Below are 13,575 nucleotides of genomic sequence, written 5' to 3' on the forward strand. Positions count from 1 at the left end.
CCGGGCGGCTCGCCGTCCGCGGTCGCCGAGGTCACGGACGTGTCACGGCCCGGTACCGTGACCGGGTGACCAGCGGCGTGGTGCGGCGCAGTCCCGGCGCGCCGTCCGGGGAGCCGGGAGACGCCGGTGTCCCGCCCGATCCGGTGGTGACCCCCGGGCGCCCGTCGTGGTGGCTGCTGCTCGGAGCGCTCGTGGTCACCGTCGGCGTCACCGTCGACCTGCTCAGCCGCGGGGTGCTCGAGCGGCTCGACCTCGAGGTCTCCGAGGTGGTCAGCGCCTGGGACCTGCGCGACTCACCCGCCTACTGGCCGGTCTGGGCGGTCACCCAGCTCGGCGGCCGCGGCGCCATCCTCATCGTGCTGGCCGCCCTGGTCGGCTGGCTGTGCGTGCGGCAGCGGACGCTCGCACCACTGGTGCGGGTGCTCACCGCGCTGGTGCTGCTCACCGTGGTCGTCTACGCGTTCAAGTTCGGCACCGGCCGCACCGCACCGGCGTACCCGGGCTCCTTCTTCCACCGCGACGGCGCCAGCTACCCGTCGGGGCACGTGGCCAACGCCGTGCTGATGTGGGGCGTCGCGCACTGGCAGGCGGTCGAGTACCGGCTCGGGGCGGGGGTGCAGCGGACGCTGTGGTGGCTCAGCGTCGTCGGGCCGGCGGCGACCGGGATCGCGATGGTGTCCCTGGACTTCCACTGGGTCACCGACGCCGTCGTGGGCGCCTCCGTCGGGGTGCTGCTGCTGGGCGTGGTTCACGCACTCGACGCGCTCGTGGTGTCACGCTGGGCGAGTGCACGAGCCGGCCGCTCCCCTGCGTGACGCCGTCGAGCACCCCCGCCGGGTCCCGGCGGTGCTGCTCGGGCTCGGCCTCGCGCTGCTGCCGGTCGTCCCCGCGAGCGCCGAGGAGCCGGCCGCGCCGTCCGTGCGCTGCCAGGTCACCGATCCGCGGCTGACCGAGCTCTCCGGGCTGGTCGACGTCGGCGACCGGATGCTGGCCATGGTCGACGGCGGGGACCAGGTCGCGGTCCACGTGCTCGACGGCGCGTGCCAGGTGGTCGACGTGACCACCGCCGGGCTGGACCCCTACGACCCCGAGGACCTCGGCGTCGGGGCCGACGGCACCGTGTGGTTCGCCGACACCGGCGACAACAACGCCACCCGCGCCACGGTCGCGCTCATCGCGCTGCGTCCCGACGGCGTCACGGCGCTGTACCGGTTGACCTATCCCGACGGCCCGCACGACGCCGAGGCGCTGCTGCTCGCTCCCGACGGCACCCTGTACGTGGTGACCAAGGAGGTGCTCGGCGCCAGCCACGTCTACCGGCCTGCCGCGCCGCTCGTCGACGGCGGCACGGTGCCGCTCGTCGACGTCGGGACGGTGACGTTCACCCTGACCGGCACACCCGGTGGACCGGTGGGTCGGGCCGGGCAGCTGCTCGTGACCGGCGGGGCCGTGGCGCGCGACGGCAGCCGGATCGCGCTGCGCACCTACACGGACGCCTACGTCTGGCCGCTCGCCGGCTCCGACGTGCCGGCCGCGCTGGCCGCCGAGCCGGTGCGGATCGCCCTGCCCGACGCGCCGCAGGGCGAGGCGGTCTCCTTCACTGCCGACGGCAGTGGACTGCTCGTGGCGGGGGAGGGGGTGCCCGGCGACGTCACCCTGGTGCCCATCCCGGCGGCCACGGCGGCGGTTCCTCCGAGCGGGGGCGCCGCGGCCGACCCGGCGCTGTCGGCCCTGCTCGAGGACGACGGCACGGGGGTCTCGCCCGTCGCCGCCGGGGCGGCCGCCGCGATCGTGGCGACCGTGCTGGTCTGGATCGGCGGACGCATCCGCCGCCGCCGTTCGGCCGGTCCCCCCGCCGGCGCCTGACCGCCGCGCCGGCAGGCGGACCTCCGGTCAGACCCGCCGCAGGACGGTGACGACGCGGCCGAGGATGGTCGCCTCGTCGCCGGGGATCGGCTCGTAGGCCGGGTTGTGCGGCAGCAGCCAGACGTGCCCGTCCCGGCGCTTGTAGGTCTTCACCGTGGCCTCGCCGTCGAGCATCGCGGCGACGATCTCGCCGTTCTCGGCGGTGGGCTGCTGGCGCACGACCACCCAGTCGCCGTCGCAGATGGCCGCGTCGACCATCGAGTCACCGGCGACGCGCAGCATGAACAGGGTGCCCTCGCCGACGAGCTCGCGGGGCAGCGGGAACACGTCCTCGACCGCCTGCTCGGCGAGCACGGGCCCACCGGCGGCGATGCGCCCGACCAGGGGCACGTAGGTGGGCGCGGTGGTGCCGTCGGGCGTGGCGGGGGCTGCCGACGCGGACTCGGCCGTGGCGTCCCCGGGGAGCCGGACGTCCAGGGCGCGCGGCCGGTTCGGGTCGCGCCGCAGCCAGCCCTTCTTCTGCAGCACGGAGAGCTGATGGGCCACCGAGGACGCCGACGACAGGCCGACCGCCTCGCCGATCTCGCGCACCGAGGGCGGGTAGCCGCGCCGCTCGATCGAGTCGCGGATGACCTCGAGGACCCGGCGCTGCCGCTGGGTGAGGCCGTCGCCGGCCTCGCCGCGGTCGGGGAAGGTGCGGACCGCGCCGCCGCCGTCCACGCCGTCCGTGGCCGGCCGGCGGGCCGCCGTCCCGCCGCCGCGCGTGCCCTGGCCGGTTCCGCTCGTGCCCGCCACGTCTCCTCCTCGCCGGCCGCATCCCGCGGCCCGTCCGTCGACCTCCCGGCCCTGCGGACCGGTCGGCGGGCGGTGCGCCCGCACGGACCGTAGCGCGTGGACCCCGCAGGTTCAAACGTGTGTTCGAAGGACACGCCGTGCCGACTCGATCCCGTCGTCCGCGTGCGGTAGACATCCGCACACGTGTTCGGAGTCGAACGCGTGTTCGATCGGGTGGGTCAGTCGAGGAGGAGTGGTCATGGGCGGCGTGCGGCAGGCAGTGCTGGACTTCGACGCGGCGGTCCGGGTCCCGTGGCGGCCGTTGCTCGACGGCGCCACCGGCGACGCGCGGCCGGCCGGCCGTCCGGCGCAGGCGGCTCCCCGGGCGGCCCTGCCGGGCTCGGGCCTACGGGTCACCGGTCACCTGCGGCCGGTCCCCGACCTGCCGGCTCCGGAGGCGGTGCGGGCCGGGGGCCCGTCGGCCGAGGCCCCCCGCGCCCGCCGCGACCCGGCCCGCCCCGGCGGCCGGCCGGCGCGCTCGGGGCCGGTCCGCGGGGACGTCCGCGTCCGGTGCGCCCCTGCGCCCGCGCCGGTGCGGCTGACCCGCCGCGGGCGCCGCCTGGTGGTCGCGCTGGTGCTGGCGGCGGGCGTGGGCGGCGCGGCCCTGGGGCGGGAGTTCCTCGCCCCCGACCCGGGCCTGCAGCTCGTGGGGGAGAGCAGCGTGGTCGTCCAGCAGGGCGACACCGTCTGGTCCATCGCCGGTGAGGTCGCCGGTCCCGGTCAGGACGTGCGCGCCGTGGTCGACGCGATCCAGCAGCTCAACGACCTCGAGGGGTCCGCCCTGGTCGCCGGCCAGGTCCTCCGCCTGCCGTAGGCGTCCCGGCCCGGGTCGTCATGCCTGAGAAGTGACGAGGCGGCGTCGGTGAGTTCGTCAACCATCCGGGCCCGGTCGGTCACCGGGCGGGGTCGCCGGGGCACTTACGGTCAAGAGCGTGTCAGCAGCCGTGAACAGCAGTGCAGCGGTGTCCTTCCGGGTCCCGCAGGACGTCGAGGTCTCCGTGGACGGCGCCTGGCTGCCGGGCGCCATGCTCGGCTGGCGGGTCGACGAGACGGGCGGCGCCCAGGCACTGGTCGTGGTGCGCGACGCGGGGGGCCGGGAGAGCTGGACGGACCTCGCCGGCGTGCGGCTCCCCGAGCGGCACCTGTCCCTGGCTCCTGCGATGACCGAGGTGCCGGGCGACACCCCGGGGACGGTGGTCATGTCCGCGGTCGGCCGTCCCGCGGGCGCGCCGGGCGCCCGATCGGCACGCCGCCCCACCCGGCGGCACGGCGGCGACGTCACCGCCGAGCAGCCCGCGGTCGCCGCGTCCGCCGCGGGCCGCCACCGCGCGCCGGCCGGCTCCGGCCGCCATCGGGCGGCGACCGCCGAGATGCCGGCCGTTCCCTGTGCTGCCCCGGCCCTCGACGACTCCGCCGACCCGGCCGCTGACCTGACCGTCGACCTGACCGCTGACACGGCCGTCGGCACTGCCGGTGACACCGCCGGTGAGCCGGACCTGCTCACCCGGCCGATCCGGCTCGGCGACCTGGTCCCGAACCTGCGCGGCGGCCGGCCCGCGGTCCGTCCTCCGGCCTGACCCGGCGCCGGGCGCCCGCCGGCCCGGCGGCGGCCGCCGGTTCCCCGGCCGTCCGTCGCGTCCGGGCCCGTCGCGTCCGGGCTCGTCGCGTCCGGGCCCGTCCCCGCCTCCGGGCTCGCCGCCGCCTCCGGCGCTCCTGCGCGTCCCCGGCCGGGTGGGGCGGCCCGTCCCGGGCGCCTTCGGGAGGCCCACGGCGTCCGCCGGATACACCCGCGGAACGGCTGTCGCGCGCCGACACGCGGGAGCACCCGGCGTGTCGTGTGACGGGTGGGGAACGTGGTCGCGCCTGGTCACCACCGGGTCACGAGCGCATCGCGGCGGAACAGACACGCGGATCCCCGTCTTGCAGATGTAGTGGAGCGCGGCCTACTGTCCCCCTACATCTAGTAGTTGCACCGGTGGGAGTCGTCCACAGGTCGTCCTCAGGCCCTCCACGGGGTGTCCACCGGATGTCCCCAGAGAGGTCCACAGGACGACGGCCGGCGGGCGGCTCGCGAGCGGCCCGCCGGCACCAGCCGGCTGCACCGGGACACCGGTCCGGACGAGGGATCCACGGAGGAGGTGAACCGCAGTGCGCTGCCCGTTCTGCCACAACCCCGACAGCCGGGTGATCGACTCGCGCGAGGCCGACGAGGGGGCCACCACCCGCCGCCGCCGCTCGTGCCCGGCCTGCGGTCGCCGCTTCACCACCGTGGAGGAGGCGGTGCTCGCCGTCGTCAAGCGCAGCGGGGTGAGCGAGCCGTTCAACCGCGCCAAGGTCGTCGCCGGTGTGCGGCGGGCCTGCCAGGGCCGCCCGGTCGACGAGGACCAGCTCCAGCAGCTCGCCCAGCAGGTGGAGGACGCCGTCCGCGCCAGCGGCGTGGCCGAGGTGCCCAGCAACGAGGTGGGACTGGCCATCCTGCAGCCGCTGCGGGAGCTCGACGAGGTGGCCTACCTCCGCTTCGCCAGCGTCTACCGCGCCTTCAGCTCGGTCGAGGACTTCGAGAAGGAGATCACCGAGCTGCGGGCCCGCCACCACCGTGGCGGCACCCCGCCCCTGCCCGGCATGCAGATCGAGCCGGCGCCGCGCCGCCGGGGACCCGCCCGCACCCCCTCACCCGCCCGCGACGGCTGACCGCCGTCCCCGACACCCGCCGGCAGCGTCGCCGGCCCCCGCACCACCGTTCGCACCACCCTCTGCACCGCCAGAAAACGTCAGTACCGCCCGCTAGAAACAGGTCGGCTCTCTTCCCCAGCCGCCTGGACCACTCACCGAGGGAGAGCTCGTGACCGAGATCGAGGACCGCCCGGCAGGCCGCACGCGTCGGGCCGCCAAGGCGCCGACCAGGGGGAAGGGCCTGAAGGTCAAGCGGGTCTACACCACCGCGGGCGTCCACCCCTACGACGAGGTGACGTGGGAGCGCCGCGACGTCGTCATGACCAACTGGCGTGACGGCTCGATCAACTTCGAGCAGCGCGGCGTCGAGTTCCCCGCCGAGTGGAGCATCAACGCCACCAACATCGTCACCACGAAGTACTTCCGCGGCGCCGTGGGCACCCCGCAGCGCGAGACCAGCCTGCGCCAGCTCATCGACCGGGTGGTGCTCACCTACGGCGCGGCCGGCCGCGAGCACGGCTACTTCGCCAGCGAGGGCGACGCCGAGGTCTTCGAGCACGAGCTGACCTGGATGCTGCTGCACCAGGTGTTCAGCTTCAACAGCCCCGTGTGGTTCAACGTCGGCACGAGCGCGCCGCAGCAGGTCAGCGCCTGCTTCATCCTCGCCGTCGACGACACGATGGACTCGATCCTCAACTGGTACCGGGAGGAGGGGCTGATCTTCAAGGGCGGCTCCGGCGCCGGCCTGAACCTCTCCCGCATCCGCTCGTCCAAGGAACTGCTGTCCTCCGGCGGCACCGCCTCGGGCCCGGTCAGCTTCATGCGCGGCGCCGACGCCTCCGCCGGGACCATCAAGTCCGGTGGCGCCACCCGGCGCGCGGCCAAGATGGTCGTCCTCGACATCGACCACCCCGACATCGAGGAGTTCGTCGAGACCAAGGCGCGCGAGGAGGACAAGATCCGCGCGCTGCGCGACGCCGGGTACGACATGGACCTCGGCGGCAAGGACATCACCAGCGTCCAGTACCAGAACGCCAACAACTCCGTCCGCGTCTCCGACGAGTTCATGCGTGCGGTCGAGGACGGCACCGACTTCGGCCTGCGCGGCCGCATGGACGGCTCGGTGATCGAGACCGTCGACGCCAAGGAGCTGTTCCGCAAGGTCACCAAGGCCGCGTGGGAGTGCGCCGACCCCGGCATCCAGTACGACGACACGATCAACGACTGGCACACCAACCCCGAGACGGGCCGGATCAACGCGTCCAACCCCTGCTCGGAGTACATGAGCCTGGACAACAGCTCGTGCAACCTGGCGTCCCTGAACCTCATGAAGTTCCTCAAGGACGACGGGACCTTCGACGCCAGGACCTTCGTCAAGGCCGTCGAGGTGGTCATCACGGCGATGGACATCTCCATCTGCTTCGCCGACTTCCCGACCGACCCGATCGGTGAGACCACCCGCGCCTACCGGCAGCTGGGCATCGGCTACGCCAACCTCGGCGCCCTGCTGATGGCCACCGGCCACGCCTACGACTCGCGCGGCGGCCAGACGCTGGCCGCGGCCATCACCTCGCTGATGACCGGCACCGCCTACCGCCGATCGGCCGAGCTGGCCGGCATCGTCGGCGCCTACGACGGCTTCGCCCGCAACGCCGACGCGCACGCCCGTGTCATGCGCAAGCACGCCGCGGCCAACGACGCCATCCGCCCGGTCGGCGCCGACGACGCCGACGTGCTGCGCGTCGCGACCGCCCAGTGGCAGGAGTGCCTGGAGATCGGCGGGGAGTTCGGCTGGCGCAACGCCCAGGCCTCCGTGCTGGCCCCCACCGGCACGATCGGCTTCATGATGGACTGCGACACGACCGGCATCGAGCCGGACTTCTCGCTGGTCAAGTACAAGAAGCTGGTCGGCGGCGGGTCCATGCAGATCGTCAACCAGACGGTCCCGCGGGCGCTGAAGAGCCTGGGCTACCAGGACGAGCAGGTCGAGGCGATCGTCGAGTTCATCGCCGAGCACGGCCACGTGGTCGACGCGCCGAGCCTGCGCCCGGAGCACTACGAGGTGTTCGACTGCGCCATGGGTGAGCGGGCCATCTCCCCGATGGGCCACGTCCGCATGATGGCCGCGGTGCAGCCGTTCATCTCCGGCGCGATCAGCAAGACGGTCAACATGCCGGAGACGGCGACCGTCGAGGACGTCGAGAACATCTACTTCCAGGGCTGGAAGCTCGGCCTCAAGGCGCTGGCGATCTACCGCGACAACTGCAAGGTCGGCCAGCCGCTGTCCGACGCCAAGGCCAAGAAGGCCACGGCCCCGGTCGAGGCCGAGGCCGCGCCGGTCACCACGACGTCGCACCCGGTGCGCCGCCGGCTGCCCAAGAAGCGGCAGAGCATGACGACGTCGTTCAGCGTCGCCGGTGCCGAGGGCTACATGACGGCCGGGATGTACGAGGACGGCAGCCTCGGCGAGGTGTTCCTCAAGCTCGGCAAGCAGGGCTCGACCCTGGCCGGTGTCATGGACGCCTTCTCGATCGGCATCTCGATCGCGCTGCAGCACGGTGTGCCGCTGGAGACCTACATCCAGAAGTTCACCAACATGCGCTTCGAGCCGGCCGGCATGACCGACGACCCGGACATCCGGATCGCCCAGTCGGTGATGGACTACATCTTCCGCCGCCTGGCCCTCGACCACCTGCCGGTCGACACCCGCGCCACCCTCGGCATCTTCAGCGCCGAGGAGCGGGCCGCCCAGGTGGCGGGCAGCTACGGGTCGGCCTCGACCGCGGAGGTCGTCGAGGCGGAGGAGGTCGACGTCGAGGCGCTGCGCGGCTCGGTGCCCACCGAGACCGAGACCAAGAGCGTGGCGCAGGAGAAGGTCACCCCCGAGGGCCCGAAGTCGGTCAAGGAGGCCCACTCCTCGGCCGAGCTGCTCGAGCTGGTCACCGGGACCGCCACCGACGCGCCGCTGTGCATGACCTGCGGCACGAAGATGCGCCCGGCCGGCAGCTGCTACGTCTGCGAGGGCTGCGGCTCCACCAGCGGCTGCAGCTGATCCGAGCAGGCACGCCCGACCGGTGCCCCGGTCCCGCACTCCGCGGGGCCGGGGCACCGGCCGTTCGCGGCCATCGCCGGTGCTCGCCACGGCGGCCGGACCGGCGGAGGGCAGGATCCGGCGCGAGCCCCGCAGCCGAACCGAGGAGTCCCGTTGAGCCCTGTCCCCGGTGCCGTCCCCGTCGCTGTCCCCGTCGCCGTCACCGGCGCCACCGGTCAGGTCGGCGGCCGCGTCGCCCGCCGGCTCGCCGCCGCCGGCGTCCCGCAGCGGCTGCTGGTGCGCGACCCGTCCCGCGCGCCGGACCTCCCGGGTGCGACCGTCGTCGCCGCGCCCTACGGCGACGGGGACGCCGTCCGCCGGGCGCTGGAGGGCACGAGCACCGTCTTCATGGTCTCGGCGTCGGAGTCGGCCGACCGGGTCGACCAGCACCGGGCCTTCGTCGACGCCGCGGCGGCCGCCGGTGTGGAGCACCTCGTCTACCTCTCCTTCCAGGGCGCGGCGCCGGACGCCACCTTCACGCTGGCCCGCGACCACTGGGCCACCGAGGAGCACGTCCGGACCCGCGGCCTGGTGCACACGTTCCTGCGCGACTCGCTGTACGCGGACTTCCTCCCCGGCCTGGTGGGGGAGGACGGCGTGATCCGCGGCCCGGCGAACGACGGGCGGGTGGCGGCGGTCGCCCAGGACGACGTCGCCGATGCCGCGGTCGCCGTCCTGCGCGACCCCGCTGCGCACGCCGGGCGCACCCACGACCTCACCGGCCCGCAGCCGCTCACCCTCGCCGAGGTGGCCGACACGATCACCGCCGTCACCGGCCGGCCCGTCCGCTACCACGCGGAGACGGTGGAGGAGGCCTTCGCGTCCCGCGCCTCCTACGGCGCCCCCGGCTGGCAGGTCGAGGCCTGGGTGTCCACGTACACCGCCATCGCGGCCGGTGAGCTGGCGGGCGTGAGCAGCGCCGTCGAGGACCTGACCGGCCGTCCCGCCACCCCGTTGGAGCGGTTGCTGCGCGGGCCGGCATGAGCCTGCGGGTGCGCGCGGCCGCCGGGACCGAGGCCGGTCGACGTCAACGCCATTTCACCGACGGCACAAGAACTGCGCGAATGGCGGAACCGCGCCATCTCGAGGCCGTTCTGCGGTCGACTACGGGCGTCGTCGTCCCCGAGTCGTCCAGGAGGTCCCCGTGCACGTCCCGACCATGCGAGAGGCCGGCGGCAGTCCCGGGTTGCAGGACGCCGTCTCCGACCGGCTGCTGCACGAGCGCATCGTCGTCCTGGGCACCCAGGTGGACGACGAGGTGGCCAACCAGCTGTGCGCGCGCATGCTGCTGCTGGCCGCCGACGACCCGCGGCGCGACATCTCCCTGTACGTCAACTCACCGGGCGGCTCCGTGACCGCCGGGCTGGCCGTCTTCGACACCATGCGGTCCCTGGACTGCGACGTCGCCACCTACGCGTTCGGGATGGCCGCCTCGATGGGGCAGTTCCTGCTGACGGCCGGCACGCCGGGCAAGCGGTTCGCGCTGCCGCACACCCGGATCCTCGTGCACCAGCCCTCGGGCGGGGTCGGGGGCACGCAGTCCGACATCGCCGTCCAGGCCGACATGCTGCGCACGCTCAAGCGCGAGGTGGACGAGCTGCAGGCGCAGCACACCGGGCAGAGCGTGGAGCAGATCGAGCGGGACTCCGACCGGGACCGGTGGTTCACCCCGGAGGAGGCCCGCGCGTACGGGCTCGTCGACCACGTCGTCGCCTCGGCGGCGGGCCTGCCCGTCCCCGCGCGCTGACCGGAGCGGGCGCCGGGTCAGCCGCCGATGCCGCCCGGCGCCGGGGGAGCCGGGACCGGCGCGGACAGGACGCCGGTGGTGGACAGCTCCTCGGCGATGTCGGCGAGCTTGCGGTTGGTGTGCGAGGAGGCCCGGACGAGGACGGCGAAGGCCTGGTCCGCGGTGAGCCGGTGGCGCTCCATGAGGATGCCCTTGGCCTGGCCGATGAGATCCCGGCTGGCGATGGCGGTCCGCAGCCGGTCCTCCTGCTGCGCGCCGGCCAGGGCGATGGAGGCGTGGCTGGCGAAGACCAGGCCGATGCTCTCCGACTCCTCGCCGAACGCGTGGGGAGCCCGCGCGTAGAGGTTGAGCGCGCCGAGTCCGGACCCGGTCACGAACAGCTGGAACGACAGCATGCTGCCGACGCCCAGCGCGGCGGCCTCGCCGGTGAAGCGTGGCCACCGCTGTTCCCCGGAGATGTCGTCGATGCGGACGGTCCGCGCGGTCTGGACCGCGTCCAGGCACGGGCCCTCGCCGACCCGCTCCTGCAACCGGTCGACCTCGCGGGGGAGAGCGCCGGTCGGGGCCCGGGAGTCCACCCGCCGTCGGTCGAGGACCAGCGTGATGCCGCAGTCGTCCGAGCCGGGCACCGAGTGCACCGCCGCCGCCGTGATGGCCTCGAGCGTCGCCGAGACGTCGCCGTGCTCCGCCTGCAGCGTGCGGGCGACCTGCTCCATGAGCTCACCGAGATCGGTCGGCTCAGGGCGGGCTCCCTCGCGCTGCGCGGACCGCCCGGAGCGGTCGGGACCCCCGGACACCCTCCGGACGGTAGGCCCCTCCGGCTCCGCGCGCACCACCCGGCGAGTCAGCGCCCCGGCGGGTCCAGCGCCGCGACCGGCTCCAGCACCGCGACCGGCTCCAGCACCGCGACGCCGTCCCCGTGCGGACCGGAGACGACGACGGTGCCGCCGCGCTCGGCCACCGCGGTGACGAAGCCGTAGCCGGCGTCGGTGGCGCGCAGGTCGTGCACCCGCCGGCCGTCGGCGGGGTCGAAGGCCATCCCCACGCGATCGGCGCCGCCGCCGGCCGCACCCGCTCCGGCACGTTCCACAGCAGCAGCCGCAGGACGCCGGGCAGCGGCAGCAGCCGGTCGAGCAGCGCGTTGCGCGGCGCGGTGACCGCCACCCACAGCAGCCCTCGCTGCCCGGGCTCGCGTTGTCGGGGAAGCCGGGCAGGTTCTCGACCAGCGGCTCGGAGGTGCCCGCGTGCGGGCCGGTGAGCCGGTGCCGCAGCACCCGGTGGCGGGACGAATCAGCACGGGCGAGGGCCCGGCCTGCTCCCGCGCGGGGGCTCCGGCGCCGACCTACCGTGGGGCCGGTGCCCCCGACCTCCCCGCTGACCACCGTCCTGCTCGCCGGCGCGACCGGTGACCTCGGCGGCCGCCTCGCCCGGGAACTGCTCGACCGCGGCGCCGTCGTGCGGGCGCTCACCCGTCCCGGCTCGGACCCGGCGGCCGCCGCACGCGTCCGCGGCCTCGGCGCGACGGTCGTCGTGGCGGACTACGCCGATCCCGCGGCGTTGCAGGAGGCGTGCGCCGGTGCCGACGTCGTCGTCTCGGCCGTGAGCGGGCTGCGGCCGGTGGTCGTGGACGCGCAGTCGCGGCTGCTCGACGCGGCCGTCGCGGCCGGGGTGCCGAGGTTCGTGCCGTCGGACTTCTCCGCCGACCACCGCACCCTCCCGCCGGGCACCAACCGCAACCTCGAGCTGCGGCGGGAGTTCATGCTCCGGCTGGACGCCGCCCCGATCCGGGCGACCTCGGTGCTGAACGGCGCGTTCGCCGACATGCTCACCGGCCAGGCGCCGCTGGTGCTCTTCGACCGCGGGCGGGTCCTCTACTGGGGCGCCGCCGACCAGCCGCTGGACTTCACCACCAAGGACGACGTCGCCGGATACACGGCCGACGCCGTCCTGGATCCCGGCGCACCGCGCTTCCTGCAGATCGCCGGCGACTCGGTGTCCTCGCGGGACCTGGCGGAGACGATGACGCGGCTCACCGGGCGCCGGTTCCGCCCCCTGTACGCCGGCGGGGTGCCGCTGCTGCGGGTGATGGCCGGCCTCGGCCGGCGGATCGCCCCGGCGCCGGGCGAGCTGTACCCGGCCTGGCAGGGGATGCAGTACTTCGACAGCATGTTCAGCGGCGACGCGAAGCTGCACCTGCTCGCCAACGACCGCTACGGCCCGCGCTCCTGGACGACGGCGGAGGAGGTCCTGGCGGCCCACCTGTCCGGCGGCGACCGGGCAGCGGCCTGAGCGTCCCGGCAGGATCGCACCCATGACGTACGCCGCCGCCGAGAACCGCTACGACTCGATGACCTACCGCCGCACCGGCCGCAGCGGGCTGGACCTCCCGGCGGTCAGCCTCGGGCTGTGGCACAACTTCGGCGACGACGTCCCGCTGGACCGCCAGCGCGCGATCCTCCGGCGCGCCTTCGACCTCGGGATCACGCACTTCGACCTGGCCAACAACTACGGCCCGCCCTACGGCAGCGCCGAGACTAACTTCGGCCGGCACCTGCGCGACGACTTCCGCCCGTACCGCGACGAGCTGGTCCTCTCCACCAAGGCCGGCTGGGACATGTGGCCGGGCCCCTACGGCCAGGGCGGCGGCTCGCGGAAGTACGTGCTGGCCAGCCTCGACCAGTCGCTGCAGCGGATGGGCCTGGACCACGTCGACGTCTTCTACTCCCACCGGCCGGACCCGACGACGCCGCTCGAGGAGACGATGGGCGCGCTGGACACCGCCGTCCGGTCGGGCAGGGCGCTCTACGCCGGCATCTCGTCGTACTCCCCGGAGGACACCGCGAGGGCCGCGGCGATCCTGGCCGACCTCGGCACGCCACTGCTGATCCACCAGCCGAGCTACTCGATGCTCAACCGCTGGATCGAGACCGAGGGCCTGCTCGACACCCTCGCCGACGTCGGCGCCGGGTGCATCGCCTTCTCCCCGCTGGCCCAGGGGATGCTCACCGACAAGTACCTGTCCGGGATCCCCGAGGGCTCGCGGGCCACCCAGGGCAAGTCGCTGTCGACCGACCTGCTCAGCGACGAGGCGCTGGCACACGTGCGGGCACTGCACGACCTGGCGCAGGAGCGCGGTCAGAGCCTGGCGCAGATGGCGCTGGCGTGGGCGCTGCGCGACGAGCGGGTGACCAGCGTGCTCATCGGCGCCAGCAGCGTGACCCAGCTGGAGCAGAACGTCGGCGCGCTCGACCGGCTCGACTTCAGCGACGAGGAGCTCGCCCGCATCGACGGGCACGCCGTCGACGCCGGCATCGACCTCTGGGCCGGCGCCCGCACCGCCTGAGACGCGCACCGGCCGCCGTCC

The 13,575-nt window shown here is 74.6% G+C and carries 13 protein-coding genes; 10 read left to right on the forward strand and 3 right to left on the reverse strand.

Translation table 11 applies throughout. The annotated features are described in order from the left end of the window. The first annotated feature begins 65 nt into the window (after positions 1-65). Together BM414_RS10640 and BM414_RS10645 are read left to right on the forward strand one after the other, a co-directional pair. On the forward strand, positions 66-815 hold the full coding sequence (locus tag BM414_RS10640) for a phosphatase PAP2 family protein (RefSeq protein ID WP_245784631.1): 750 nt from the start codon (positions 66-68) through the stop codon (positions 813-815). Then, positions 787-1,866, forward strand: a complete 1,080-nt coding sequence (locus BM414_RS10645) for an SMP-30/gluconolactonase/LRE family protein (protein WP_245784632.1) — start codon at positions 787-789, stop codon at positions 1,864-1,866. The genes BM414_RS10640 and BM414_RS10645 overlap by 29 nt, the downstream gene beginning before the upstream one ends. Before the next feature lie 27 nt (positions 1,867-1,893). On the opposite strand, the gene lexA is transcribed toward BM414_RS10645, so the two are convergent. After that, positions 1,894-2,661 (reverse strand): transcriptional repressor LexA, encoded by a 768-nt coding sequence (gene lexA / locus BM414_RS10650; protein WP_139245786.1) that lies wholly within the window; start codon positions 2,659-2,661, stop codon positions 1,894-1,896. Between the two features lie 238 nt (positions 2,662-2,899). On the opposite strand from lexA, the gene BM414_RS10655 reads away from it, so the two are divergent. The 6 genes from BM414_RS10655 (at position 2,900) to BM414_RS10680 (ending at position 10,211) form a co-directional block, all read left to right on the forward strand. After that, positions 2,900-3,514 carry a LysM peptidoglycan-binding domain-containing protein gene (locus BM414_RS10655; protein WP_093579421.1) on the forward strand — a complete coding sequence of 205 codons (615 nt, stop codon included), beginning with the start codon at positions 2,900-2,902 and terminating at the stop codon, positions 3,512-3,514. Between the two features lie 118 nt (positions 3,515-3,632). Then, positions 3,633-4,277, forward strand: coding sequence for a hypothetical protein (locus tag BM414_RS10660; RefSeq protein WP_139245788.1), 645 nt, complete (start codon positions 3,633-3,635; stop codon positions 4,275-4,277). 571 nt (positions 4,278-4,848) lie between these two features. Then, a complete protein-coding gene (gene nrdR / locus BM414_RS10665) occupies positions 4,849-5,391 on the forward strand; it encodes a transcriptional regulator NrdR (protein ID WP_093579423.1) in 543 nt (180 codons plus the stop codon). A gap of 151 nt (positions 5,392-5,542) precedes the next feature. Then, a complete protein-coding gene (locus BM414_RS10670; protein WP_093579424.1) occupies positions 5,543-8,425 on the forward strand; it encodes a vitamin B12-dependent ribonucleotide reductase in 2,883 nt (960 codons plus the stop codon). A gap of 153 nt (positions 8,426-8,578) precedes the next feature. Next, positions 8,579-9,448, forward strand: coding sequence for an SDR family oxidoreductase (locus BM414_RS10675; protein ID WP_093579425.1), 870 nt, complete (start codon positions 8,579-8,581; stop codon positions 9,446-9,448). Positions 9,449-9,608: 160 nt separating this feature from the next. Then, positions 9,609-10,211, forward strand: coding sequence for a ClpP family protease (locus tag BM414_RS10680; RefSeq protein ID WP_281246723.1), 603 nt, complete (start codon positions 9,609-9,611; stop codon positions 10,209-10,211). Positions 10,212-10,228: 17 nt separating this feature from the next. Here the strand turns inward: BM414_RS10680 and BM414_RS10685 are convergent, their stop codons facing one another. Then, on the reverse strand, positions 10,229-11,008 hold the full coding sequence (locus BM414_RS10685) for a GAF and ANTAR domain-containing protein (RefSeq protein ID WP_245784633.1): 780 nt from the start codon (positions 11,006-11,008) through the stop codon (positions 10,229-10,231). 47 nt (positions 11,009-11,055) lie between these two features. Further along, entirely contained in the window at positions 11,056-11,250 is a 195-nt protein-coding gene (locus BM414_RS10690; RefSeq protein WP_139245790.1) for a hypothetical protein, read from the reverse strand. Between the two features lie 317 nt (positions 11,251-11,567). Between BM414_RS10690 and BM414_RS10695 the strand changes: the two genes are divergently transcribed. Next, positions 11,568-12,500: an aromatic alcohol reductase gene (locus BM414_RS10695; protein ID WP_245784634.1), complete on the forward strand. Its 933-nt coding sequence runs from the start codon at positions 11,568-11,570 to the stop codon at positions 12,498-12,500. A gap of 22 nt (positions 12,501-12,522) precedes the next feature. Continuing rightward, positions 12,523-13,554 (forward strand): L-glyceraldehyde 3-phosphate reductase, encoded by a 1,032-nt coding sequence (gene mgrA / locus BM414_RS10700; RefSeq protein WP_093579427.1) that lies wholly within the window; start codon positions 12,523-12,525, stop codon positions 13,552-13,554. Positions 13,555-13,575: the final 21 nt, after the last annotated feature.

Source organism: Geodermatophilus amargosae, assembly GCF_900116515.1.
Lineage (GTDB): Bacteria > Actinomycetota > Actinomycetes > Mycobacteriales > Geodermatophilaceae > Geodermatophilus > Geodermatophilus amargosae.

What these genes read in the sequence shown, in the direction of transcription:
- BM414_RS10655 (WP_093579421.1), top strand. Translation starts at nt 2,900, where the DNA reads ATGGGCGGCGTGCGGCAGGCAGTGCTGGACTTCGACGCGGCGGTCCGG.
- BM414_RS10690 (WP_139245790.1), bottom strand. Translation starts at nt 11,250, where the DNA reads ATGGCCTTCGACCCCGCCGACGGCCGGCGGGTGCACGACCTGCGCGCC.
- mgrA (WP_093579427.1), top strand. Translation starts at nt 12,523, where the DNA reads ATGACGTACGCCGCCGCCGAGAACCGCTACGACTCGATGACCTACCGC.